This window comes from Kangiella sp. HZ709 (assembly GCF_009674675.1).
GTDB lineage: Bacteria > Pseudomonadota > Gammaproteobacteria > Enterobacterales > Kangiellaceae > Kangiella.
The window spans coordinates 1260113-1284114 of the sequence record NZ_WKJC01000001.1 but is presented as its reverse complement, the minus strand read 5'-3'; the positions used below and the strand labels follow the sequence as shown (position 1 = coordinate 1284114).

Genomic DNA, 24002 nt, shown 5'->3' with positions numbered 1-24002 from the left:
CTTAGTCGTTATCTAATGAAATTAGCGGATAGAGCAAAGGCCTACTGGGCGCTGCATCAAGTTCAAAAGCAGGGAATTGTAAATTAAGCGCGTAGAGTCCATCGGAAAGATGATCAGGTACATAAATCATTTCAGTAACTGTTCTATCTAAATATGCATCATCGTTCAATTGATGACTATCGGCTTTAATGTTCCAAAATAAATGATGATTAGTTAAGTGTCCCTCATCATACATTTTGTCTAAAGAAGGAAAGTCGACCAGTAAATGTTTGATTGAACTATTGCCTAGCCATTGCATTGCATTTTGCGTAAAAAAAGGTGGCTGAGCTTGCTCGGAATAAATAACGGAAACTTTATGTGCATGATTTGGGAGCGTTCTGATCACTAAAGCTTCCACGGTATTTAAATCGATTTCTGTTACGTGCGATTGTAATTCTGCTAAATCGATCACCCGGTCAGTTGCATCCAATTCAGGAATATAGGCGTCAGTGCTGTCTTGTGCGTTTTTTGGAGTGACACTAATAACTAGCGCTGTGGAGATACTATTGCTTTGGATATTGCCTATGCTAATTGGACTATCAACAATATGGTGGATCGATTCGGTGTGAGTACCATTGCAATGGGGCACCATTGATATAAAGTCCACATTACAGCTACCACCTTGCTTAGTATCGCCTATAAAACCGCCACCAGCTAGCGGTTTACGACTAGCGATTGGTGCGCCAAAATGATTAGGCTGTTCGCCATTAAATTTTACTGCAATCGCTAATGAAATAGGATTCTCAATATCTAATCGATATGACTTGCCGTTAATTTCTGTCTGCAATTTCATGGCAAAAATAATTCCTTTTCTAAATTAAGCCATTCTAAAGCTGTGCCATGCATTAAGCGGTCATTTGTGGCTTGATCGTAATTCATGGAGGTAATTAGCTTACCTGGCTCTAATTCACCAAGAGGGAAAGGGTAATCGGTTCCTAGTGCTAATTTTTTAGGCCCCATTAAGTCGACTAAATAATTCAACATATTAGGGTCATGCACTAAGGTATCTAAATAAATTTGTTCTAAATATTTTCGTGGGTGATGCGGATTATCAACGGCTAGCAAGTCAGGTCGCACATCAAATGCATGCTCGATACGTCCAATAGCAGAAGGGAAGCCACCGCCGCCATGCGCAAATGCAATTCTAAGATTGGGTAAACGCTCTAAGACGCCGCCAAAAATCATCGAGCAAATAGCTAAAGAAGTTTCCGCCGGCATTCCCACTAACCAAGGGAGCCAGTATTTTTCCATTTTCTCTTTACCAACCATATCCCACGGATGAACAAAGACGGCTACGCCAAGCTCTTCAGCTGCCTGGAAAATTTCAAATAAGTTAGGATCGCTGAGATTCCAATCATTAATATGTGAACCGATTTGAATGCCGGCTAACCCCAACTCTTTTACACAACGTTCCATTTCTTGAATAGCAAATTTTGGCTCCTGCATCGCAACAGTACCTAGACCTATAAACCGCTTAGGGTATTTTTCGACAATGCCTGCGATATGGTCATTTAAGTAACGTGATAAATCATGAGTATCTTCAGGTTTTGCCCAGTAGTTAAACATGACAGGAACGGTTGAGAGAACTTGCACATGCACGCCATGCTGATCGCACTCATGCATTCGGACTTCTGGCGACCAACAATTCTCTTCAATCTCTCGGAAGAATTTATCGTCCACCATCATACGTGCGCAGCCACACTTATGATGATCTAATGAAACGAAACCACCATAGCCATACTTTTCTTTAAGGTTTGGCCAATTCTCCGGCAAGATATGAGTATGAATATCTATTTTTAGTGAGCTCATAGCTGTTGTCATAGTTATAGCTCCAGCCTATTTTCTTTTGGCATGACGGTACCGCAGTTATCGCAAGTACGGTGCTGTTCGCTTGCTAAGAAGCGATCGAATACTGGAAAGAAATCTTTCTCAACATTAGTTAGCGGGAACATTTCTTCATACAGTTTATGATCGCAGTTTTCACAAAACCACATTAACCCATCGAGCTCACCGTCAACTCTTTTTCGCTCAACGACTAAACCAATGGAGCCGGCAAAACGAACGGGAGAATGAGGTACACGTGGCGGCAATAAAAATACTTCACCTGCTTTAATCGGGTAATCTACTTTTTTGCCATCTTGGATCGTTTTTAAAAGCATCTCTCCTTCAAGTTGATAGAAAAACTCTGGCCCTTCATCGTAATGATAATCTCGACGACCATTAGGGCCACCGACGACCATCACAATAAAATCGTCTTGCTCGAATATTTGTTTATTGCAAACGGGTGGTTTTAATAAATGGCGGTGTTCATTAATCCATTGTTGGAAATTAAATGGTGCGATTGGTTTACTCATAAATACTCCAGCAATTAATCAATGGTGGCTATACATTTTAGCTCTATAGCAATAGGCGTTGGCAAACAGTTGATCTCTATCGTAGTTCGACAAGGCTGATTGTCAGCGAAATATTCAGCATAAACTTTATTGTAAGTCTTAAAGTCATCTTTCATGTTGGTTAAGAAAACCTGCACGTCAACCAGCTGTTCCCAACTTGAGCCTGAATCTTCTAGGACAGCGCGCACATTATCAAAAACACTACGGCACTGGGTTTCGATACAATAATCAGTGATATTGCCATTAGCATCTAAAGTCACGCCAGGAATATCCTTAGTGCCTTTTTGACGAGGGCCAACGCCGGAAAGAAATAGTAAATTACCCACTTTACGAGCATGAGGATATAAACCTACTGGTTCTGGAGCTTTGGATGAAACAAATTTCTCAGACATGGATTCACCTATATAGAATTTGTACTGCTAAATAGCTAATTAAAAGAAAATACTAGGATTTATAGGCGTGCGCAAATATTCGCCTATGACAAACTGATGAAATAGGACGTTAGTTTAGGATCCATTTGCAGCCAGAAGTGCTAGCAAATATTGAACCTGAGGTTTTTTGGTGTGGAAAATAACGCATAAATAAGTTTATAGCCTTAATTTTTATTCAAATCAAGGCTACATGGCTAATCTCTAAAATTTTTAAATTGAAATGGTTGGCCTAGCTCTGAGCTTTTGATTAAGGCGATGGCTTCTTGAAGGTCGTCACGCTTTTTACCAGTAACGCGCACTTCTTCACCTTGAATGGCAACTTGCACTTTCATCTTGGCTTCTTTGATAGTTTTGACTATTTTTTTTGCGATATCTTTATCGATACCTTGCTTGAAATTAGCGGTTTTGTAGAAAGTTTTGCCTGAATGAGTCGCTTCTTCGGTAATATCGAGTGCAGAAGTATCGATATTACGTTTAACGCAAGATTTATAGAGCATGTCGATCATTTGATCTACTTGGAAGTCTGCTTCGGCAGTAATTTTAACTGTATCCTCTGTTTGCTCAAAGCTAGCGTCAACTCCTCGAAAATCAAAGCGAGTGCTGAGTTCACGATTGGCGTTATCCACAACATTGGTAATTTCGTGTTTCTCTACTTCAGAAACGATATCAAAAGAAGGCATGGTCTAATCTCTATAATAAATTTATTGGTTTGATTATAAGTCAAAAAAGGGTAATGGGTAAATTGCTAACTGACGAAGATGACAAAGACCAAGTTATTAGCAATAATCAGTAGAACTCCTTTAAATTAAATGAGCACTTTATGAATAAAAAACTATATGTTTTAGCCCTAGCATCAGTATTCTCTCTAGTCGCTTGCGAGCAAGGTTCTGACGAAAACAGGTCTACTGTAAAGGTAGTTGAAACTAAACGAGTAGAAGTCATTGACCAAGCAGAGTTGGTAGCTAAAGAACAAGCTAAGCAGGCTACTAAAGTAGCTAAGCAGCAACTTGATGAGCTTTTTGCGAAAACCACTGAGGCTTTGTTAAAGGCTCGTCCTTTAAGTTCTACTGCTTTTGGAGTAAGTGAAGAGGATGCTGGTGGTTATTTTAATGACCGCTTGCCGCTTTTTTCACCTAAAGATGAAGCCAGTTTACGCTCTCAATTGGCGGACTATGCAAAACAGATGTCTGCAATCCAAATTAACGATTCAAAATGGGATGAGAATCGTAAAGTGATGGCTTCTCTGGCGCGTTACTATGCGGGTGAGCCTAGTTTTGATATCGGATATATCGATATGTGGATGGGTCAGTCGGCTTTTGTTGTAAATCAGATTAATGGACCAGCGATTGATGTGCCAACTACCTTAGCTAATAACCATCCGATAAATAACTTAAAAGATGCTCAAGATTATTTAGATCGCTTGTCGCAAATTGATGAGGTTATGGCTAGCGTTAATAAAAAAGTTTTAGCGGATGCAGAAAAAAATTGGGTTCCGCCAAAAGTAGTGATTGCCGGCGCTTTAAACTTTTTAAATGGCTTTACTAGTGCTAAACCAGAAGAGCATAGCTTGGTTACTGGCTTTAAAGCGAAAATTGAGATGCTAGAGTTAGAGTCTGAAAAGCAAACCCAACTACTCAATCAAGCGACAAGTTTAGTAAAAGATGTGGTTTATCCGTCCTATACTGAGCTTGCTAAAACTATGCAGTCATTATCTGATAAAGGGCGAACCGAATCGGGAATTTGGGCGCAACCCAATGGCGAAGCATATTACGCCGAAGCGGTTCGTCAGTTGGGTGACACCGATATGTCGCCGAATCAGATTCATGAGATAGGTTTGTCTGAGGTTGAACGTATTACTAAGGAAATGGATTCTATTCTTTCTGCCAATGGTTATAAAGAAGGATCTGTTGGCAAGAGAATGGCCCAGCTTAACGATGAGCCGCGTTTCTTATATGAAGATTCGGATGCAGGCCGGCAGCAATTGCTGGATGATTTAAATACCCAAATTGCTGAGATTAACCAACGGATGCCTGAGCAGTTTGCTACCAAACCGCCTTACGATGTGGAAGTTCGTAGAATCCCGGTTGAGCGTCAAGATGGTGCGCCAGGTGGTCAATATACTACTCCGTCTTTAGATGGCTCACAGCCTGGGATTTATTGGATTAACCTTCGTGATATGAAAGCCAATCCAAAGTTTGATTTAAAAACACTGACCTATCACGAGGCCAACCCTGGACATCATTGGCAAATTGCTTTGAATATGGCGCAAGATGATCTGCCGCTGTTAAGACGACTAGCTTCATATAATGCTTATATTGAAGGATGGGCACTATACTCAGAGTTAGTGGCCTGGGAAATGGGTATGTATCAGAATGATCCTTTTGGTGATTTAGGGCGATTAAAAGCAGAATTGTTCCGAGCAGTAAGGTTAGTCGTTGACACAGGCTTGCATGCTAAGAAATGGAGCCGCGAAGAAGCTATTAAATACATGGCAGAAACCACCGGGACGGCGCAATCTGATGTCATTGCTGAGATTGAGCGTTATATGACTTGGCCAGGTCAGGCCTTAGGTTACAAGCTTGGAATGATCAATATTGTGGCGCAAAGAGAAAAAGCTCGTAAAGCTTTAGGCGTCAAATTTGATCCAAAAGAGTTCCATGATTTGATTCTACTGGGCGGGGCTGTGCCTATGTCTGTTTTGAATGAGAAGATCACTAGTTGGTTGAAAGCTAAAAAATAACCAATAAAAAAGCCAGCGTTCGCTGGCTTTTTAAATAAACTCTAAAGCAATCGTATCTTGCTCACTTCTAACGTAAATCACAGAGAAAGTGGACGTTTTAGGTTGGCTTTGCTTAATTAGGCCTTCTATGTGCAGTTGTAAGAACTCACCAACGATAAACATATTAGAAAACGACTTAGGCTTTTCTAATAAAACCCCTGTATCAGAAATATCAACGGTTCTAGTGTCTAACACTAAATCGCCTTTGGTCAGCTTTGCGGGCAAAGTTAACCTTTGTCTACTCGAGCGCCTATGAGAGGTGGATGCTTCTATGTTCAAAAAGAAGTCCTGCTATTGTAATTACAGTCGCTCGATACTAACAACACAACCTCTAAAATCTCAATGAATCTTTGTGTCACAGTGTAGGAGTGATAACTCAGTCACACTTAGTATTTGATGCAAACGTTCTTTGGCTCAGTAAAAAAGCGCATGGCTTCGAGGCCGCCTTCACGCCCAACCCCTGAAGATTTAACGCCGCCAAAAGGTGTACGCAGATCTCTTAGTAACCAACAGTTAATCCAGACAATACCGGCTTCGATGGACTTAGCTACTCGATGGGCCCGCTTCAGATCATTGGTCCAAATACTGGCAGCCAAACCGTATTCCGTGCCATTGGCCAATTGGATGGCTTCCTGCTCTTTATCAAAGGGCATTATGCTGCAAACAGGACCAAAGATTTCTTCTTGATTAGTTCGGCATTGATTATCTAAGCCTTCAACCACAGTTGGTTCTACAAAGTAACCATTTTGGCAACGACCACTTTCAATATGACGTTTACCGCCTGTTAAAATAGTTCCACCTTCTTGTTGTGCTAGCTCAATATAAGAAAGCACTTTGTTCAAGTGCGCCTCAGAAACGGTGGCTCCATGTTGCGTATTCGGATCTAAAGGATCGCCGATACGCAATGATTTCACCTTTGCAATGAAGGCTGTTTTAAATTGTTCATAAATAGGGCGCTCAATATAGATTCTTGAGCCGCATAAGCAGATTTGCCCTTGATTGGAAAAAGCGGCCTTAACCACTTCATTAACGGTCTCCTCAAAGTCACAATCGGCAAATACTAGGGTTGGATTTTTACCACCAAGTTCTAAAGAGAGCTTTTTAAACATTCCCGCAGTGACTTTACTGATATGCGCGCCCGTTGCAGAGCCTCCGGTAAAGCTGATGGCCTTGATTTTAGGGTGGGTGGTAAGGGGGCCGCCAATAGATTGGCCACTACCGTGCAAAATATTCAACACACCAGCAGGTAAACCAGCTTCGATGCACAGCTTCGAAAATAGATAAGCTGTCATCGGGGTCACTTCAGAGGGTTTGGCAATGACAACATTACCGCTAGCTAACGCCGGCGCAATTTTCCATGTGAATAGATAGAGCGGGAAGTTCCAAGGTGAAATACAGCCTACAATGCCAATGGGATCTCTAAGGGTATAATTAATTGCCAAGTTACCCATAGCATGACTTTCGCTCGAAAATTGAGTGCCGGCTTGGGCAAAGAAACGGATGTTGGCAGAAGAGCGGTAAATATCCACCGCCTTAGCAAAGCTAATTGCTTTACCATTATCAATGGCTTCTGCTTTAGCTAGAGCATCGGCGTTAGAATCAATTAAATCTGCTAAGCGGCATAAAATGTCTGCACGTTTTTCTAGCGAAGTATGCGCCCAATCATTCTGAATCGCTTCTGCCGCAGCAACCGCCGCGTCTAAATCGTCGGAGTTAGATTCAGGGATCAGTGAGTATATCTTACCCGTTGCGGGCTCAACATTTTCAAGGTATTCACCAGATGCTGAAGAAACTAATTGACCATTAATATAGTTTTGGATTTTTTGCATAACATTTATAAGCTAGAAGTGCGCCCGCCGTCCACCGGTAAGTTAATACCCGTAATGTAAGCAGCCGCAGGCGAAGCTAAGAAACCAACTGCATTGGCAAACTCTTCAGGCTCACCAAAACGTTTCATCGGAATAATGGACTTTTCTTCAACTTCCATTTCTTCGATAGAAACGCCTGCTTTGGAAGCTTTGTTCTTAATAATGGCTTCTAACCGAACCGTATTTGTAGCGCCAGGTAACACATTATTCACTGTAATATTAAACTGTCCCAGCTCATTCGCTAGCGTTTTGGCCCAGCTCGCAACCGCACCACGAACAGTGTTAGAAACGCCTAAACCAATCAAAGGTTGTTTGACCGAAGTTGAAATCACGTTAATGATTCGGCCATAAATCGCTGCTTGCATTCCAGGTAGCAATAATTTCATCAATTCATGATTACAAACTAGGTGTTGGTTAAAGGCGGCTAAGAAGTTTTCAGTCTCTGCGGTATGCGCGGGTCCTGGTGCCGGCCCGCCAGTATTATTGATTAAAACTTGGATCGTTTTGCCAGAGTTTAAATAATTAGCAACTGAAGCGACCACTTGTTCTGGATAGGAAAAATCAGCCAATAGGATATCATGAGATTGATTTTGACTGGTATCAAGAGTTGCTTTAACTTCTTCAAGACTAGCCATGTTACGCGCTAACAATACGATATCAGCGCCTTGCTGTGCTAACTGCTGGGCTATGGCTTTGCCCATTCCTTGGCTTGAGCCACAAACCAGAGCTCTTTTACCTTTTAGTGATAAATTCATTTTTAAAATTAGCTAATTTAGATTAAATGCATTTAATCACATATTGAGCTTAAATAGAATTGACAGAAATATTAAGAGCTCTGATTAGCTTGAAAAAATGACTTGGTTTTTGCCACTGTTTTTTGCCTGATAAAGCGCTTTGTCAGCTCTTTCAAACAGCGTGTCCATTGTATCGTCTTCGGCTATCGAACTTATTCCAAAGCTACAAGTAAGATTACCAATAGTATCAAATGTATGATCTTGAATTAAGCCTCTCACTTTCTCAGCAAGAAATTTGGCGTGAGTAGATTGTGTAGATGGACATAAGATTGCAAACTCCTCTCCGCCCCACCTTGCTAATACGTCAGTTTTTCTGATGTTGTCGTTAATAAGTTTAGAGATAGATTGTAGAACAAAGTCACCGGCTAAATGTCCAAAGTTATCGTTGACAGCTTTGAAGTTATCTATGTCTAATAATATTAACGAAATGCTTTTATCCGATGCAGCATGATAAACAAAAGAGCTTTCTAAATAAGCCCTGTTGAATAGCCCAGTCAATTTATCTTTATTAACTTGCGATTCTAAAAGGGTTGTTTTAGTTTCTAGATGTTTTTTGGTGCTAATCGTTGAGAATAACACTAGAAAGATAGCTAGAATATATAAGAGATAAGGCACTGAAGGTGGAACTATAGATTTATTTAAAGCCGGTAACGTCGGCTCAATTAATGGGGTCGTTGCTACGCTCAACTTTGTAAAGATACCTGTCGCGGAATAGGTATTGTATATATCCCCGCCATACTCTCCAGGATTACTTTGTTTTGATTTGACGTAATTAATTACGGCTTTTTTATCTAGAAAATCAAGCATATCCAATTTATAGAACAACCATACTAATAAATGAGTCGCTTTCATTGACGCTGAGCTTGGACTAATTTTTCTAGAGTAAGTATTACCGGGAGCTTTAAACTTTATATCGATCGTCTTTTTTATATCGGTAATATTAAGGTTGCTTGTAACAAAAGTTCTTTTATCTTTTTCAGCACCTTCTTTTAAGTGCCATAGAGATATGAAAGCTCTAAAAATATCGTAACTGTCATTTGCCGTTGAGCCGATTTGATCGCTATAACTTTGTACATCAGAATCCCAAGATGCTTTTACGTAATTAACCACGCTTGATTTGGTTTCGGCTGAAACCTTAAGGCTTGAAGCTTGCTGAAGCACGCCCAGAGCCCTCATCGCAAAAGAGGTGCACTTTAAACAAGATTGTTGACCATATTTTGGGTAATGAGGATCCCAAAAACCGCCATCAGTATTTTGATGGCTAATAATAAAATCATTAATAGCAGATAAATTAATTCGCTCTGAACTCATTGCTGATAGAGCATTTAACGTAAGTAATGCATCCATCGTAGGCCGAATACCCAGCGGCTTACCAGCTTGCACTCTAAATCCAGCAAGAATATTACCTTCATCATCTACAACTTCTTGGTATCTACTTAAAATGAAATCTTTAGCTGCATTCAGGTTGATTGCATCAAGTCCATCAAGTTGCGCTAAAGTAGTGACTGCGTAACGAGTTGCTCTAAGGCTATTTGCATTTAGCTGAGAGGGCTCATTAATTAAGTCAGGGTTGGTAACAAAATAACCATTCGTGTTTTGGCGAATCGCTAGCCAATCTATCGTGGCTTGGGGATTGTAGTAGATGTTATTTTCTTGATACTGTTCTAATGATTTTTGATACTGGTCTATTTGTACTTGATTGAACTGCTTAAGATTTTGCTGGTAAACATGCAAGCTTACGCCTAGCAAAAGCACAATGGCTGCTATTAAGATGTATGTAAATGAAAGGCGTTTAGCCTTAACTCTAGTCAAGCACACTAAATCCAAGTCAAAATTGACTTGGATTGTATGAAATTCAGACTGGCCTGACTAGTGACAAATGTAAAATTTGGTGAGAATCAGACTTAATACAATGATTTTTCAAAAGCGGATAGTGTTTTATCTAGCTCATTACTTTGGTGGGCGCTTGACACAAATCCTGCTTCAAATGCAGAAGGGGCCATATAAACCTTATTATCGAGCATCTTGTGATAAAAGCGTTTGAAATATTCCATATCACCCGCTGCTACTTGAGCATATTGAGTGATTTTAGGCTCTTCAGAAAAGAAATAACCAAACATTGAACCAACGTGATTGGTGGTAAAAGCAATGCCGTGTTGAGCGGCTATCGATTTCATTCCAGCGACTAGCTGCTCAGTAAAGTCAAATAGCGATGGATAGAAGTCTGGTTTAGATATTTCGTTCATCGCTGCTAGACCGGCAGCCATAGCTATAGGATTACCAGACAAGGTTCCAGCTTGATACACTGGACCAATGGGTGCCATATGCTGCATTATTTCTTTTTTACCGCCGAAAGCACCTACTGGCATACCGCCACCAATGACTTTACCAAGACAGGTTAGATCGGGACTAATGCCGTAAAAGCCTTGTGCACCATCAATACCCATTCTAAACCCCGTCATAACCTCATCGAAAATCAAGATAGCGCCATACTGGTCACAAAGCTCGCGTAATCCTTCTAAGAAACCTTCGACCGGAGGAATGCAGTTCATATTGCCAGCAATAGGCTCAACAATGATGGAGGAAATGTCTTCAGGATACTGTTCAAAAAAAGCTTTCACTGATTGCAGATTATTAAATTCAGCGGTTAAAGTATGTTTTGCAAAATCAGCAGGCACGCCCGGCGAAGTGGGCTCGCCCAGTGTTAAGGCTCCAGAACCGGCTTTAACCAGCAAGCAATCGGCGTGGCCATGGTAACAACCTTCAAACTTAATAAATTTATCACGCTGAGTATAACCGCGTGCTAACCGCAAAGCGCTCATGGTGGCTTCAGTACCAGAGTTAACCATTCGAACCATATCAATCGATGGGATCATTGAGCAGATTTTTTCTGCCATTTCAGCTTCGATTTCGGTAGGCGCGCCGTAGCTCAAGCCGTTTTCAGCGGCTTTAATGACCGCCTCTTTGATTACAGGGTTATTGTGGCCCAAAATCATAGGGCCCCAAGAGCCGACATAATCAAGGTATTGCTCACCATCTGCGGATTTAAAATAAGCGCCAGTAGCTGACTGGATAAAAATTGGAGTACCGCCTACGCCATTAAATGCTCTGACAGGGGAGTTAACGCCGCCGGGGATGCGCTCTTGCGCACGCGAAAAAAGTTGCTCAGAATGATTCATAATGCCTAATATTTATTTTTTGGTCTATTTGCGAGTAAACCAAGTTACTTCGCTTTCGTGATTTTTAAGTTGTTGTTCAACACCAAGGGTTAAAGCAAAAAGTGCCATACGAATTTTGATACCGTTATTGGATTGACGGAAAATAGCTAAGTTAGGGTTCCTGTTCATATCTTCGCTTAACTCGTTCGCATCGGGGCGTGAGTCACGCGGAAGAGGGTGCATGATGATGGTATTGTCTGCACAATAATTATCATAAATATTTTGAGTTAGGCGGTATTTACCTCGATAAAGATTAGCTTCTTCCTGAGTATCAAAACGTTCTTCTTGCACTCGTGTCATATAGACCACATCTTGATTGGCAAGCCCAGTAGATAGATCTTGAGTAATAGATACTCGATGGCCAGCATCTTCGCAAACAGCCATGATCTTTTCGGGCATGGTCAAAGCATTCGGTGCCACGAAAGTAAATTCAACGTTTGGGAATAAGCTTAAAACTCGACTCAGTGAATGTACTGTTCGGCCATTTTTTAAATCGCCTACTAATGCAATGCGCAACGTTTCCATCGGCTTCCCGATTCTTAGTAACTCATCAAAAATAGTATAGGTATCCAACAACGCTTGAGTGGGGTGTTCATTGGGGCCGTCACCACCATTGATAACAGGGACGGTTGCCCCTTTGGCAAACTCACTGACCGAGAAGGCTTCAGGGTGGCGCATAGCAATAACATCGGCATAACCCGAAATCACCTGAGCAGTATCAAACAATGACTCGCCTTTAGTGAGCGACGAGCTACCCATGCCTACGGTTTCCATCACTTTACCACCAAGTAAATTGAAGGCGCTGGAAAAACTTACGCGAGTTCGGGTGCTGGGTTCAAAAAACAAACTCGCTAGTATGGTTCCATCTAGTACTGAACAGCGTTTCTTGCGCTCAACATAAGGCGTCATTTGCGCCGCTATAGAGAGAACTGTTTCAACCGCTTCACGATCAAATTGTTCGATAGAAAGAATATGCTGACCTTGAAAATCCATAACAAACCCAAATACTTAAGCCTGTGAAATAATAGGCTTAATTCTAACATGAAGTTTATGACATGTGGGAAAATTGCAAGGCTATCGGTGATTGATTCAAATTGAATTAACTCATTGGTATTTTGGTTGAGAATCATTAGAATAGCGCCTGTTATAGATTTATTGGCACACAGATTGATTGAGGTTTATTGTGGAATTTAAGAAATACCGTTGTTTGGTTTGCGATTTTATTTACGATGAAGAAACAGGTTGGGAAGAAGATGGAATCGCTCCTGGTACAAAGTGGGAAGATATCCCTGATGACTGGTATTGTCCAGATTGTGGTGTTGGTAAAGAAGACTTTGAATTAATGACGGATGAATTCAAAAAGTCATTATAGATATTGATTGCAAAAAAAGCGCCATATGGCGCTTTTTTAATAAGTCGTCTTCCAGGTTTAATTTCCAGCTAGTTTGTCTTGAGTCTTATTTACGAAGTCAGATGCGTCGTGTCGCTCGTGCAATTGCTCGTGCAGTTCGCCCCAAGTTCGATTAACCATCCTGCCACGTTTAACCGCGGGTCTTTGGTCAAGCATTTTGGCCCAACGCATCACATGGGTATATTTTTGCGCTTCTAGAAATTCGGCGGCGTTATATAAGCGACCTAAAACCAAGTTGCCGTACCATGGCCAAATGGCGATATCCGCGACGCTATAGTTTTTACCACAAATATAATCGTTATTCGCTAGCTGGTTATCTAATACATCCAACTGGCGCTTAGTTTCCATGGTAAAACGGTCAATACAATATTCAATTTTAAAAGGCGCATAATTATAAAAATGTCCAAAACCACCGCCTAAATAAGGTGCGCTACCCATTTGCCAAAAAAGCCAGGATAAAGCTTCTGCTTTTTTACTCAAATCTTTAGGTAAAAGTTGATCAAACTTTTCGGCTAAATAAGTAAGAATCGCTCCTGATTCAAATACCCTAACCGGTTCTTCGCCGCTATTATCCAATAGTGCAGGAATTTTGGAATTAGGATTAACATCGACAAAACCACTTCCGAATTGGTCGCCATCAGTAATCTTAATTAGATGAGCATCATATTCGGCTTCTTTTATACCTAATGCTAATAGCTCTTCTAGCATAATGGTAACTTTGACGCCATTGGGAGTGGCTAATGAGTAGAGTTGAAGAGGGTGCTGGCCAATATTAAGTTTCTTGCTGTGCGTGGCACCCGCAATAGGCCGGTTTATTTTTGCCCATTCGCCGCCACTTTCTGTATCCCATTTCCAAACAGCAGGAGGAATATAGCCTTTAGGTTGGTTTTCATGTTCTGACATCGGGTGCTCCAAGAATTATAACTATTTTATAGTTAATAAACGTTAGTCATACCATTTCATTACAAAAAAAGCGCCAAATTGGCGCTTTAGAATCGGTAATTATGCCTATAAAACTTATTTAAATGGTGAAAGAGCTGCCACAGCCACAAGTAGATTTGGCCAGTGGATTATTGATTAAGAATCTTGAACCTTGCAGTCCTTCAGTGTAATCAATTTCTGAGCCCATTAAATATTGAAAGCTTAGATGATCGATTAATACTTTAACGCCACCTTGTTCGATCAGCATATCATTGTCTTTTTGCTTCTCATCAAAGCTAAAACCATACTGAAAACCTGAGCAACCGCCGCCCGTCACAAAAACGCGCAGTTTTAGCTCAAGGTTTTCTTCTTCTTCGATCAGCGTGCGAACTTTATTAGTTGCGGCTTCTGTTACGGTAATAGACATAAAATTTAAACGTAATTACTTTAATGAGTTGCTTTCCATTATAGCCTTAAATGGGGATTCGGAGCTATGACTTCAAGTAAAAATTTAGTGTTGCTCAGCGGCTTTTAAATCTTCCTCATCGCTAGTTTCAGATTGATGTTCAAGTTTAGCTGCCTCGCCCATGGCAAACATTTTGCCATTCACTTCTGAGCCGGCATTCATTTCAATGACTTTGTAGTACAAATCACCTTCAACTTTAGCACCGGGTTTAAGCTCAATTCGTTCGGCAGCGTGTACATCGCCTTTGACATGGCCAAAAATAACGATAAATGGCGCGAATAGATTTCCGTTGACTTGACCATTTAAACCGACAGAAACTACGGCTTCTTTGCTATGATCGCTGCGAACATCGCCTTGAATTTGGCCATCAATAAATAAATTCCCAGAAATGTTGAAGTTGCCTTCTACTTGAGTGCCTTTGGCAATGATGGTATCGATTTGATTATCTTTGTTTTTGTTGCCCCACATAGCTTTTAGTTTCCTCCACTAGGAACATTATTTTCGGATACATCCAGATTGTTATTATTGTCCTTGGTGTTATTCAACTCAGTATCATTCCAAGCAAAGTCTTTTAAAATAGACTTTCCATTACGACCATTGCTGGTAACGGTAACTCTGATTAATTCGGGCTCGAAATTTTCAGGAATGGTAAACAAACCAGTCCTAACTTCCATGTATTTAAATTTGAAATTTCTATCTTTAGCGGTTAAGGCTTCCAGTTCATTAAAATCAATTGTTTTAGTTTCACCGTTAGCTTTGCCGACTAAGCTGATTTCAAATTGACCACTAATATTCGCTGTTTGTTTTTTTGCTTGAGTCAGAATTAAGCGATATTGGTATTTAGTGGTGATTGGCTCCCAACTAAAGCTAGCAATTTGCAAACCAGATTCAACTGAATCAGGATCAAAAATACGTTGGAAAGCAGCCAGCTCTTTGTTGCGATTATTCAATTGCAGCTCTTGTTCGAAAATTTGCTTGCGTAACTCTTGATTGATAGCTTTTTCCAATTCAAATTGTTGCTGCCAACGAACTGCATTGGCATTAGCTTCTGATAAACTTGACTGTACTTGCGAAAATTGTTGTTCAGCGGTTTCCGAAAAGTCATATTTCTTTTGGTTTAGCCAATAACCTAAAGCCGCCGCACCGATTACCACAAAAATAGAGGCCAGCGCGATCGCCCAGTACCAGTTGCTGGAACGACGTTTTCGGATCACGTAATCGGGCTTATGGTCTTCTTGTGTCATAATTGTTGAAAGTGTTTGTTCTCAAGCACATATTTACTTATTATGTAACTAATTGAATCTAATGGCTAAATTGTTTATTTACAGGTTCAACCAAGATTTTGATTGGCTTATTGAGTGAGCTTATTAGAACAAAAAATTTATCTCAAGGGAATTGACTTCGAAACAAGCTGTGACATATGACCTTAATTGACCGCTTAAGATTGAAACTGGGAGGCTTTGATGCGTTAGCATTAATGGCGGTTATCGGTTTGATTTGCGGTATTCTGGCTGGCGGCTCAAACATTCTATTTCGCTTATTTACTGAGTCCAGTATTGTTTTATGGGCTCCAGATAATTTAAGAACTGATGAAACTGAGCGTGACTTTGAAGATATGTCTTGGATGTTTCGTTTGGCTTTGACTACGTTTGGTGGTCTGTTAGTTGGCTTAATCTTACAGAAACTTGCGCCGCAAACTCGTCAAGTCGGTGTTTCCCACGTTTTAGAGCGCCTGAATTACCATCAAGGGAATTTGCCGGTGAAGAATGCCATTGCGCAATTTTTTATTGGTGGCATGACAATTGCTTCAGGCCAGTCAGTTGGCCGCGAAGGGCCTGGTATTCACCTAGGGTCGACTTCCGGTTCTTGGCTTGGGCGAAAGCTAAAATTACCCAATAATAGCACTCGTATTTTAGTTGGCTGTGGTTGTGCCGCCGCTATTTCTGCTAGCTTTAATACGCCCTTGGCCGGGGTGATTTTTGCTATGGAAATCATCGTTATGGAATATGCGGTGGCTAGCTTTATTCCGATTATTCTATCTTCGGTGGCGGGTGCCATTTTAACCCAGTGGGTTTTTGGTCCTGATCCTGCTTTTGATGTACCGTCGCATTTAGATATTCAATCACTGTGGGAAATGCCGTACTTTTTATTAGTGGGTATTTTAGGTGGGACTTTAGCCAGCGCCTTTATCTTTTTGACTCGCAGAGTCGCGAGACTCAGTAGGAAATGGCATGTCTGGGTTAAAACCACCGTGGCCGGTGCTAGTGTTGGCATTATTGCTATCGGCATCCCAGAAGTGATGGGGATTGGTTATGACACTGTTAATGGAGCTATTCATGACGAACTGTTGCTGAAAGTTTTGATCTTGGCTTTGGCTGGTAAATTTGTAGCCACCATTATTTGTTCAGGCTTGTCATTACCAGGTGGCGTTATCGGTCCGACGTTATTTATGGGCGCCATGTTAGGCGGCGTTATGGGGAACATTGGAGGCAGCTTTTTCCCTGAGCATTCCAGCTTTGAAGGATTTTACGCGATCATTGGAATGTGTACTTTGATGAGCGCGGTACTGCAAGCGCCGTTAGCGGCTTTGATTGCTTTGTTGGAGCTAACGAATAACCCGAACATTATTCTACCAGGAATGTTCTCTATTGTTGTTGCTAACTTGGTGGTGACGCAAGTTTTTAAACAAAGAGCTTTCTGGGAAACGCAAATGGGTGATCGTGGATTGGAAATAAAGGTGAATCCAATCAAACAGGTTCTTAGAAGCATTGGCGTAGCCGGGGTGATGGAACGAAACATGGTTGTCTCAAAGCGTCTCAATACTCATTTAGAATTGGAAATTTTGTTAAAAGATAACCCTCGTTGGGTATTGATTAAAGAAGAAGAGCAAATCATTTCCTTGATGGTCGCAAGTGATCTGGCTAGGTACCTAATTGAGATTGAAAAGCAAATAAACGCAAACGAACAAGTTGAAACAGAGTCCGAACCATCGAATGCTCAAGAACATGATACAAGTCTGCAAGAAAAAGCAGGTGACGCTTTGATTGATTTGATGCAAATTCCTGCTAACCGTCAAGATTTACTCTCTATTAATTTACAAGCGACCTTGGAAGAAACTTTCGACAAAATGGAGCAGCGTAAAATTACAGCGGCTTATGTCTACCGTTTAACAGCGGATGAGCAAGAAAGAATTTATGGTGTCATCACACGTGAAATGATTACCGATCAGTATATTTTTGCGAAGAAAGACACTGGTCGTTTAGAAACTGCATAATTTCAGGATAAAAGATGCTTTGGATTAAATCTTTGCATATTATTTTTATGGTCAGCTGGTTTGCTGGTATTTTTTATTTGCCAAGAATTTTTGTCAATTTAGCCATGACCGAAAATGACGGGGCTTTCAATCAGCTCAACATCATGGCACGCAAGCTTTATCGTTTTATTACGCCATTTATGATTTTAACCATAGTATTTGGTGTTTGGCTAACCAGCTACAACTGGGACTATTATAAAGCCGCAGGCTGGTTTCATACCAAAATAGCTTTAATGCTAGTCCTAGTGGTTTATCATTTTATTTGCGGTCACTTTCAAAAACAGTTTGCAGAAGGGCGTTGCTCGAAAAGCCATGTTTTTTTTCGTTGGTTTAATGAGTTTCCAGTAGTGATCTTAATAGCTATAATTATTTTGGTTGTAGTCAAGCCTTTTTAACAGTTAGCGACTCACCGCTTTTCAGGTGGTATATCCTTAATCGATTCTGCGAAAGCTAAATGCTCTGATGAATCGATGGGTTTGAAGACTTTTTCACTAGAAGCTGGATATTGCTTTAAGCTAACACCAGGTTTATATTCTTCTTTGGGCCGAACGGGTCTGGAGCTAAATCCGCCACCGCAATTGGGACAAACGTTTTTTAATATATTTTCAACACAGCTTTGGCAATAAGTACATTCGAAACTGCAAATCATAGCGTCAGTAGCATCTGCAGATAAAGACTTATCACAGTGTTCACAAGATGGTTTAAGTTGGAGCACGGTTTATCACCCGCCTAAATATTCATAAAGCAAATAATAACATATCAGGTGAAAAATCTACCAACAGCAAAAATTGATTAGTTTTTGCTGTTGAGGTCTCTTGGCTTAAACTCTAAGACAGTAGCATTGATGCAGTATCTTGGTAGGCCATTAGGTCCATCATCGAAGACATGGCCTAAATGAATCCCTGTAGATTTAGAGCGAAGTTCGGTTCTTATCATGCCATAGCTGGTGTCGAGGTGCTCAGTGACTGAGTCTTTTACTGGACGGGTGAAAGATAGCCAGCCGGTACCTGAGTTAAAGCGGTCTCGAGTATCGAACAAAGCTGCGCCGCTCAATTTATCGATAAATATGCCATCTGGGGTATTTTTAAAGATTTCGTATTCTTTACAAAATCGGCCATCGGTACCTTTTTGAAAAGCTACTTTATAAGCTTCACTATCGCCTAATTTAAAAGCGCCAAAAACCTTATAGAAATCTTTAGCGCTTAAGTAACCTTGATGCCCGAATACTTCTTTACCATCTTCTAAAAATAAAATGGTTGGAGTTGCCCAAGTTGGTGATGAAATAGAAAGCTGTTCGAGTTGCGAAGCATAACGAAAGGTTAAAGGGATGCTGCCTTGGTAATCGTTGGCTACATCTTGTTTAAATTTTTCACAATAAGGACAATAATTTTCGGAATCAACCACGACAATATGTTTGCCATTTAATAACTTTGAGTTATCAACTTTAGCCACCTGTTCATTAGGATCGAACTTGATGCCGGTTGAATGGTCAGGGCAATAACCATTAGGGTTTTTCTGCAAATAATCCTGGTGGTATTCTTCGGCAGGATGAAATGCATCAAGTGGCTTTACTATGGTGGCAATTTTCCCATAGCCGGCTTTTGATAACAGTGGTTGATAAATATTAATGAGCTCATTGGCAACAGCAATTTGTTCTGGGCTATTGGTTAATATGGTAGATCGATATTGGGTACCAACATCATTACCCTGACGATTCACCTGTGTCGGATCGTGAGCTTCAAAGTAATCTTTTAAAATGGCTGCTAAAGAAATCTGCTGTGGATTAAATGTTACTCTAACCACTTCAGCGTAATTATCTGGGTTGTTTTTGTGTTTGCGCTGTATGATTTGCTGATACTCTGGCGCAAAACCTCGGCCATCGGCATAACCAGAAACCGCATCGATCACTCCAGGCAATGCTTCTAAGCGCTTTTCAGCCCCCCAAAAGCAACCTTCACCTAATATAATTGAGTCCAGTTGCTTAGTGGCGGGCATCTCTTCAGAGCTGGAAACTTTTGCCAGTACAGTTTTGCTTGAGTCGACTGGTACTTGAGCAGATGTTTTATTTTGTAGTGAAACATAGATACCGAAGGTCAGCAATGATAAAACCAGAAGTGAGCTTATTATTTTCATAATCATAGAATTTGTTAACATTACTAATTTAGATAAAAGCTTTTGAATAAAGTTACACTGAAGCTACCTAAAGAAGTGTAAATAAAGTGTGTATATAGATTCTGAACAGTTACTGCGTCTTTAGCCAGCTCAGCTGATATTCCTTTAGGATAATGATTACTTTATTTGCCTACTTACTTTCTTCAATAATTACCGCGGTACCAAAAGCTAACAATTCAGCTGCGCCCTGTGAGACCATAGAGGTAGTAAAGCGAGCACCAATGATAGCGTTAGCGCCAAGCATTTTAGCTTCTTCAGTCATTCTATCGATAGCTTGCTCTCGGCTTTCAGCCATTAGTTTGGTGTACTCCATAATTTCACCGCCAACTATATTTCTGAGGCCAGCTAAAATATCTCGGCCTAAATGGCGTGCTCTAACGGCATTACCTCTTACTAAGCCAATTACTTTAACAACATTGTGATTAGGAACTTGCTCTAACGTAAAAACATGAATGTCGGATTTCATAGTTGTACCTTCTTATATTTGTCAGTTTTTTGAGCTATCAACCTTTGTCTTAATACAGAAATGAATAAGGCTAATGCGCCAGCTTCGATGGCAAATGCCAATAATTTAATGATAACTGGGACCTCATCGGAAAAGAAAAAAGTAAATGCTTGAAATATCATTAATCCAATTAAACCAATAATTAACAAAGTCCAACCTATAACCGAAAAGTTCTTAGCAGTAGGCTCTTGTAGGAGTTTGTGAATTTTTTCAGCCTCAGTTGTGCGATAGTCAAGCTCCGAAGTTGCCTTTTTAATTGCGTATAAATCTTGATAAATGCTCTTGCAGTTATCACAAGACTCAATATGAACTCTTACCATTTGACTGTCTTGTTGGGTTAATTCGTTATCGAGATAACCACTAATTAATTCTTGCGTTTTATCACAAAGTTTCATCTTAAACCTCTTGAGTAACTTTTGTGGTTTCTATTGATTGCTGTTTCAGCAACAGCGTTCTTAAAGCCAGTCGTGCTCGATGCAATCGAGACATAACGGTGCCTTTTGGAATAGATAATATCTCCGCGATATCGTCGTAAGAGCTTTGATGATAGTCACGCAATACGATGATTTCTTTTTGCGTGATAGGTAGCTTCATGAGAGCTTTTTTTAATCTTTCTTGTAACTGCTCTTGTTCAAGCTGTAATTCAGGCGATTCAAAGTCGCTAGTACTTCCAATATCATCTTCTGATTCGTAACTAACAAACCTAGCTTGCTCTCGTATCTTATCAATGGCGCCGTTGCGAACTACTCGATATAACCATTTTTGCAAGTCGGCTCCAGCAGCGGGCGCACTAGGGTGCGTAAGTGCTTTAATGACACTAGTTTGCACTAGATCTTCCGCATCAGACTGGTTGCCTAACATCTGTTTGGCAAATACCAATGCTTTCTCCGATGATTTCAATAAGTCTTGCGAGTGATTTTGACTCACTGACCGCTCCAATTTTTGTTTGTACCAAGGGGTTAACGATACGGTTGCAGTTTTATTCCATGTATTTTCTAGTTATATCAGAAATTTGAAATAAAAAAAAAGCGACAAACTGTCGCTTTTTATAAGTGTTATATAACTGTCTTCAAATTAAATAGTTTTAAAATATTGAACCTTCATTTGTTGACTCATCGTTCTCCTCTTCATCAAAAGGCGAATCAATCAAAACTTCAGGTATTAAGTTATTATCGGTTTGAGCAATTTCGCTTGGCACATTATCATCGCGGAAATACTCGAAAATACCATCACTTTGGCCAATTGCTGCCAGCTTGCCTGTTGCAGGGTCAATTTTGGCTGAAACTACTCCCGGCGGCTGTATAATGTGCTTTTCAGTGCTGCCAGCTAGTATTTGTTCCATAAATGCAGCCCAAATAGGTAGCGCTGCTTTGCCGCCATATTCGAACTTACCAAGACTACGTCGGTGGTCAGAAAAACCCATCCAAGCCGAACCTACCAATTCGCTATTAAAACCTGAAAACCAAGCATCTTTATAATCATTGGCGGTGCCTGTTTTGCCAGCAAGGTCATTGCGTTTCAACAAAGAGCTTTGACGGCGCTTTAAGGTAGTAGTAGCAGTTCCACTTTTAATAACGTCTTTCATCATGTCGTAGATTATAAAAGCATCGCGGGGGTCCATTACTAACTGTGCAATTTGCTCTTCGGCCACAGGTAATTCAGGATAATTACGAATTTCAGGAGAAGGTGTATCAGCATTTAGTTGACGCTCAATGATTAGCTGTTCGCACTCTTTGCAGACTATTTTAGGGGTAGTTTCAAAAAGGACATCGCCATCTGAGGTTCGTACCTCTTTAATAAAATAGGGCTCTACTTGATAGCCACCATTGGCAAGAACTGCATAGGCCATGGCCATTTCCATTGGGGTAAAGCTCGCAGTACCTAATGCCAATGATTGGTATGGATCCATGTGCTCATCGGGCAAGCCAACTTTGACTAAATATTGTTCCGCATAATCCGCACCTATAGCGTCGATAAGGCGTGTGGATATGGTATTGATTGAGCGTTTTAAACCAACTCTTAAACGAGTAGGGCCGTTATATTTTAAGTTGTCATTTTGAGGTCGCCATACTTCGTCAATCGCTTCATTCACCTTAATGAATGGCGCGTCATTGACTAGACTTGCTGGTGTAAAGCCTTTGTTTAATGCCGCGGCATATATAAAAGGCTTAATATTCGAGCCAGGTTGGCGACGAGCTTGGGTGACTAAGTTAAACTTGTTAGAAAGGTAATCAAAACCACCTACTAAAGCCGTTACTGCTCCATCTTTGGGCTTCAAGGCGACAAATCCAGAAACTGCTTCCGGCACCTGGCTAAGTTGCCATTGATTTTCTGCAATAATATTGCCCTTTTTATCAAGCTTGGGGCCAGCATCAATGATTCTAATTAAACTGCCAACACCTACAATCTCACTGGCTTTTTTGGGCTTATTGCCGATTTTGGTATCAGATATAAATTTTGCCGCCCAATCGAGACCTGACCAATCAATAATGATAGTTTCTAGTTTTGAGTTAATCACCTCAATGGATTGTTCGCTAACTTGTGTCACAATGGCTGGTTCAAGGCCTCCAATCGAAGGCGTTGAGCTAAGAAGGGTGGTGAGTGCTTGCTTATCCTCTTGATCAAAGTTCTCAACGACTAGCTCAGGACCTTTATAGCCATGGCGGCGATCATAATCCAGTAAACCTTGTCTTAAAGCTTGGGTGGCTGCCATTTGCTGTTTGGAGTCAATCGTGGTGTAGATTTCGAGGCCTTGAGTGTAGGCTTGCTCGCGTCCAAAACGATTTAAAGTATCCAGGCGAACCATCTCGGCCACGTAAGGTGCATTTAAGTCTAAATCTGCAGTATGTTTGGTGGCGGTTAGAGGGGTCTCCAATGCTAGTTGGTAATCGTCTTCAGTAATATAATTTTCAGAGAGCATGCGGCTAAGAACCAAGTTACGGCGATTGAGCGCGCGCTCTGGATTAGAAATCGGGTTATAAGCCGATTCGCCTTTTAATAACCCCGCCATCATAGCGGCTTGAGGTAGATCAAGCTCAGTTACATCTTTACCGTAATAAACTTGTGCTGCCGCGCCTAAACCATAAGCTCTATGGCTAAAATGAACTTTATTAGTATAAAGTTCTAAAATCTCATCTTTACTCAGTTCTTGTTCCATTTTCAACGCTAAGAACATCTCAATAAGTTTACGTTTCAAGCGCTTATCACGATTTAAGAACATGTTGCGAGCGGTTTGCATGGTCAAGGTGCTAGCACCTTCGGTGGCTTCTTGAGTTGTTAGTGCAACTTTGATAACCCTTAGAATACCAAGTAAATCAACTCCTGAATGCTCTCTAAAACGCTTATCTTCAGTTGCAATTAAAGCGTTTACAAAATTCTCTGGGACTTGCTCTAATGTCACTGGAATGCGCCTGACATCACCAAACTCACCAATTAGTTTTTTATCGGCGGTAAAAATTCGCATGGGGGTCTGTAGCTGAATATTTTTTAACGAAGCAATAGTTGGCAGTTGTGGCGCGGAATAGAGATAAGCGCCTAAAACTACCATAACACCAAATATTGTGAGTAAACTCACAAATAAGGTGATTTTCTTCAATATGTAGATGGTAATTTTCATAAAAAGAATTAAGGTGACCGTTCGACAGGAAATCTCAAAGTGATTACCAGTATACCTTTTTGTAAAAAAAAGGCTG

At 40.7% G+C, this 24002-nt stretch carries 25 protein-coding genes; 4 read left to right on the top strand and 21 right to left on the bottom strand.

Annotation, left to right across the window (positions count from 1 at the left end):
* Position 1 precedes the first annotated feature (1 nt).
* The 5 genes from GJS41_RS05900 to GJS41_RS05880 form a co-directional block, all read right to left on the bottom strand.
* Positions 2–832, bottom strand: coding sequence for a cyclase family protein (locus GJS41_RS05900; RefSeq protein WP_154246367.1), 831 nt, complete (start codon positions 830–832; stop codon positions 2–4).
* Positions 829–1848, bottom strand: coding sequence for an amidohydrolase family protein (locus GJS41_RS05895; RefSeq protein WP_154247002.1), 1020 nt, complete (start codon positions 1846–1848; stop codon positions 829–831). The genes GJS41_RS05900 and GJS41_RS05895 overlap by 4 nt, the downstream gene beginning before the upstream one ends.
* Positions 1849–1862: 14 nt before the next feature.
* Complete coding sequence (locus tag GJS41_RS05890) at positions 1863–2393, bottom strand: 3-hydroxyanthranilate 3,4-dioxygenase (RefSeq protein WP_154246366.1); 531 nt, start codon at positions 2391–2393, stop codon at positions 1863–1865.
* 14 nt (positions 2394–2407) lie between these two features.
* Positions 2408–2824: a RidA family protein gene (locus tag GJS41_RS05885; RefSeq protein WP_154246365.1), complete on the bottom strand. Its 417-nt coding sequence runs from the start codon at positions 2822–2824 to the stop codon at positions 2408–2410.
* Positions 2825–3057: 233 nt separating this feature from the next.
* Entirely contained in the window at positions 3058–3543 is a 486-nt protein-coding gene (locus GJS41_RS05880) for a YajQ family cyclic di-GMP-binding protein (protein ID WP_154246364.1), read from the bottom strand.
* Positions 3544–3683: 140 nt separating this feature from the next.
* Here GJS41_RS05880 and GJS41_RS05875 point away from each other — a divergent pair, with 140 nt between their 5' ends.
* Entirely contained in the window at positions 3684–5603 is a 1920-nt protein-coding gene (locus GJS41_RS05875; protein WP_154246363.1) for a DUF885 domain-containing protein, read from the top strand.
* Positions 5604–5633: 30 nt separating this feature from the next.
* On the opposite strand, the gene GJS41_RS05870 is transcribed toward GJS41_RS05875, so the two are convergent.
* The 6 genes from GJS41_RS05870 to GJS41_RS05845 all read right to left on the bottom strand — a co-directional run bounded on the left by GJS41_RS05870 (position 5634) and on the right by GJS41_RS05845 (position 12515).
* The gene (locus tag GJS41_RS05870; RefSeq protein ID WP_154246362.1) at positions 5634–5921 is read right to left on the bottom strand and encodes a PilZ domain-containing protein; all 288 of its coding nucleotides are present in this window, start codon (positions 5919–5921) and stop codon (positions 5634–5636) included.
* 107 nt (positions 5922–6028) lie between these two features.
* Positions 6029–7471 carry an aldehyde dehydrogenase gene (locus tag GJS41_RS05865; protein WP_154246361.1) on the bottom strand — a complete coding sequence of 481 codons (1443 nt, stop codon included), beginning with the start codon at positions 7469–7471 and terminating at the stop codon, positions 6029–6031.
* A gap of 5 nt (positions 7472–7476) precedes the next feature.
* Positions 7477–8265 carry an SDR family oxidoreductase gene (locus GJS41_RS05860; protein WP_154246360.1) on the bottom strand — a complete coding sequence of 263 codons (789 nt, stop codon included), beginning with the start codon at positions 8263–8265 and terminating at the stop codon, positions 7477–7479.
* An 84-nt stretch (positions 8266–8349) separates the two neighbouring features.
* The gene (locus tag GJS41_RS05855) at positions 8350–10116 is read right to left on the bottom strand and encodes a diguanylate cyclase (RefSeq protein WP_154246359.1); all 1767 of its coding nucleotides are present in this window, start codon (positions 10114–10116) and stop codon (positions 8350–8352) included.
* Positions 10117–10208: 92 nt separating this feature from the next.
* Complete coding sequence (hemL, locus tag GJS41_RS05850; RefSeq protein WP_154246358.1) at positions 10209–11483, bottom strand: glutamate-1-semialdehyde 2,1-aminomutase; 1275 nt, start codon at positions 11481–11483, stop codon at positions 10209–10211.
* 24 nt (positions 11484–11507) lie between these two features.
* Entirely contained in the window at positions 11508–12515 is a 1008-nt protein-coding gene (locus GJS41_RS05845) for an aspartate carbamoyltransferase (RefSeq protein WP_154246357.1), read from the bottom strand.
* A 190-nt stretch (positions 12516–12705) separates the two neighbouring features.
* On the opposite strand from GJS41_RS05845, the gene GJS41_RS05840 reads away from it, so the two are divergent.
* A complete protein-coding gene (locus GJS41_RS05840; protein ID WP_370515639.1) occupies positions 12706–12894 on the top strand; it encodes a rubredoxin in 189 nt (62 codons plus the stop codon).
* Positions 12895–12951: 57 nt separating this feature from the next.
* Here GJS41_RS05840 and yghU read toward each other — a convergent pair whose 3' ends face one another.
* The 4 genes from yghU to GJS41_RS05820 form a co-directional block, all read right to left on the bottom strand.
* Complete coding sequence (gene yghU, locus GJS41_RS05835; protein ID WP_154246355.1) at positions 12952–13836, bottom strand: glutathione-dependent disulfide-bond oxidoreductase; 885 nt, start codon at positions 13834–13836, stop codon at positions 12952–12954.
* Positions 13837–13954: 118 nt separating this feature from the next.
* On the bottom strand, positions 13955–14281 hold the full coding sequence (erpA, locus tag GJS41_RS05830; RefSeq protein ID WP_154246354.1) for an iron-sulfur cluster insertion protein ErpA: 327 nt from the start codon (positions 14279–14281) through the stop codon (positions 13955–13957).
* An 84-nt stretch (positions 14282–14365) separates the two neighbouring features.
* Entirely contained in the window at positions 14366–14788 is a 423-nt protein-coding gene (locus GJS41_RS05825; RefSeq protein WP_154246353.1) for a polymer-forming cytoskeletal protein, read from the bottom strand.
* 5 nt (positions 14789–14793) lie between these two features.
* Positions 14794–15564: a DUF6776 family protein gene (locus tag GJS41_RS05820; protein ID WP_154246352.1), complete on the bottom strand. Its 771-nt coding sequence runs from the start codon at positions 15562–15564 to the stop codon at positions 14794–14796.
* A 176-nt stretch (positions 15565–15740) separates the two neighbouring features.
* Here GJS41_RS05820 and GJS41_RS05815 point away from each other — a divergent pair, with 176 nt between their 5' ends.
* Positions 15741–17594, top strand: coding sequence for a chloride channel protein (locus tag GJS41_RS05815; protein WP_154246351.1), 1854 nt, complete (start codon positions 15741–15743; stop codon positions 17592–17594).
* 14 nt (positions 17595–17608) lie between these two features.
* Entirely contained in the window at positions 17609–18028 is a 420-nt protein-coding gene (locus GJS41_RS05810; RefSeq protein ID WP_154246350.1) for a CopD family protein, read from the top strand.
* A gap of 11 nt (positions 18029–18039) precedes the next feature.
* On the opposite strand, the gene GJS41_RS05805 is transcribed toward GJS41_RS05810, so the two are convergent.
* From GJS41_RS05805 to GJS41_RS05780, 6 genes are all read right to left on the bottom strand, one after another.
* The gene (locus tag GJS41_RS05805) at positions 18040–18348 is read right to left on the bottom strand and encodes a DUF1272 domain-containing protein (RefSeq protein WP_370515638.1); all 309 of its coding nucleotides are present in this window, start codon (positions 18346–18348) and stop codon (positions 18040–18042) included.
* A 77-nt stretch (positions 18349–18425) separates the two neighbouring features.
* Positions 18426–19766 carry a peptide-methionine (S)-S-oxide reductase MsrA gene (msrA, locus tag GJS41_RS05800; RefSeq protein WP_154246349.1) on the bottom strand — a complete coding sequence of 447 codons (1341 nt, stop codon included), beginning with the start codon at positions 19764–19766 and terminating at the stop codon, positions 18426–18428.
* A 169-nt stretch (positions 19767–19935) separates the two neighbouring features.
* Positions 19936–20271 carry a YbjQ family protein gene (locus tag GJS41_RS05795; protein ID WP_154246348.1) on the bottom strand — a complete coding sequence of 112 codons (336 nt, stop codon included), beginning with the start codon at positions 20269–20271 and terminating at the stop codon, positions 19936–19938.
* Positions 20268–20705: a zf-HC2 domain-containing protein gene (locus GJS41_RS05790; protein ID WP_154246347.1), complete on the bottom strand. Its 438-nt coding sequence runs from the start codon at positions 20703–20705 to the stop codon at positions 20268–20270. Before GJS41_RS05790 ends, GJS41_RS05795 begins: the two co-directional genes overlap by 4 nt.
* Position 20706: 1 nt before the next feature.
* Entirely contained in the window at positions 20707–21237 is a 531-nt protein-coding gene (locus GJS41_RS05785) for an RNA polymerase sigma factor (protein WP_370515637.1), read from the bottom strand.
* A gap of 157 nt (positions 21238–21394) precedes the next feature.
* Positions 21395–23926, bottom strand: coding sequence for a penicillin-binding protein 1A (locus GJS41_RS05780; protein WP_154246346.1), 2532 nt, complete (start codon positions 23924–23926; stop codon positions 21395–21397).
* Positions 23927–24002: the final 76 nt, after the last annotated feature.

What these genes read in the sequence shown, in the direction of transcription:
- GJS41_RS05900 (WP_154246367.1), bottom strand. Translation starts at nt 832, where the DNA reads ATGAAATTGCAGACAGAAATTAACGGCAAGTCATATCGATTAGATATT.
- GJS41_RS05895 (WP_154247002.1), bottom strand. Translation starts at nt 1,848, where the DNA reads ATGAGCTCACTAAAAATAGATATTCATACTCATATCTTGCCGGAGAAT.
- GJS41_RS05890 (WP_154246366.1), bottom strand. Translation starts at nt 2,393, where the DNA reads ATGAGTAAACCAATCGCACCATTTAATTTCCAACAATGGATTAATGAA.
- GJS41_RS05885 (WP_154246365.1), bottom strand. Translation starts at nt 2,824, where the DNA reads ATGTCTGAGAAATTTGTTTCATCCAAAGCTCCAGAACCAGTAGGTTTA.
- GJS41_RS05880 (WP_154246364.1), bottom strand. Translation starts at nt 3,543, where the DNA reads ATGCCTTCTTTTGATATCGTTTCTGAAGTAGAGAAACACGAAATTACC.
- GJS41_RS05875 (WP_154246363.1), top strand. Translation starts at nt 3,684, where the DNA reads ATGAATAAAAAACTATATGTTTTAGCCCTAGCATCAGTATTCTCTCTA.
- GJS41_RS05865 (WP_154246361.1), bottom strand. Translation starts at nt 7,471, where the DNA reads ATGCAAAAAATCCAAAACTATATTAATGGTCAATTAGTTTCTTCAGCA.
- GJS41_RS05860 (WP_154246360.1), bottom strand. Translation starts at nt 8,265, where the DNA reads ATGAATTTATCACTAAAAGGTAAAAGAGCTCTGGTTTGTGGCTCAAGC.
- hemL (WP_154246358.1), bottom strand. Translation starts at nt 11,483, where the DNA reads ATGAATCATTCTGAGCAACTTTTTTCGCGTGCGCAAGAGCGCATCCCC.
- GJS41_RS05845 (WP_154246357.1), bottom strand. Translation starts at nt 12,515, where the DNA reads ATGGATTTTCAAGGTCAGCATATTCTTTCTATCGAACAATTTGATCGT.
- yghU (WP_154246355.1), bottom strand. Translation starts at nt 13,836, where the DNA reads ATGTCAGAACATGAAAACCAACCTAAAGGCTATATTCCTCCTGCTGTT.
- erpA (WP_154246354.1), bottom strand. Translation starts at nt 14,281, where the DNA reads ATGTCTATTACCGTAACAGAAGCCGCAACTAATAAAGTTCGCACGCTG.
- GJS41_RS05825 (WP_154246353.1), bottom strand. Translation starts at nt 14,788, where the DNA reads ATGTGGGGCAACAAAAACAAAGATAATCAAATCGATACCATCATTGCC.
- GJS41_RS05820 (WP_154246352.1), bottom strand. Translation starts at nt 15,564, where the DNA reads ATGACACAAGAAGACCATAAGCCCGATTACGTGATCCGAAAACGTCGT.
- GJS41_RS05815 (WP_154246351.1), top strand. Translation starts at nt 15,741, where the DNA reads ATGACCTTAATTGACCGCTTAAGATTGAAACTGGGAGGCTTTGATGCG.
- GJS41_RS05810 (WP_154246350.1), top strand. Translation starts at nt 17,609, where the DNA reads ATGCTTTGGATTAAATCTTTGCATATTATTTTTATGGTCAGCTGGTTT.
- msrA (WP_154246349.1), bottom strand. Translation starts at nt 19,766, where the DNA reads ATGAAAATAATAAGCTCACTTCTGGTTTTATCATTGCTGACCTTCGGT.
- GJS41_RS05795 (WP_154246348.1), bottom strand. Translation starts at nt 20,271, where the DNA reads ATGAAATCCGACATTCATGTTTTTACGTTAGAGCAAGTTCCTAATCAC.
- GJS41_RS05790 (WP_154246347.1), bottom strand. Translation starts at nt 20,705, where the DNA reads ATGAAACTTTGTGATAAAACGCAAGAATTAATTAGTGGTTATCTCGAT.
- GJS41_RS05780 (WP_154246346.1), bottom strand. Translation starts at nt 23,926, where the DNA reads ATGAAAATTACCATCTACATATTGAAGAAAATCACCTTATTTGTGAGT.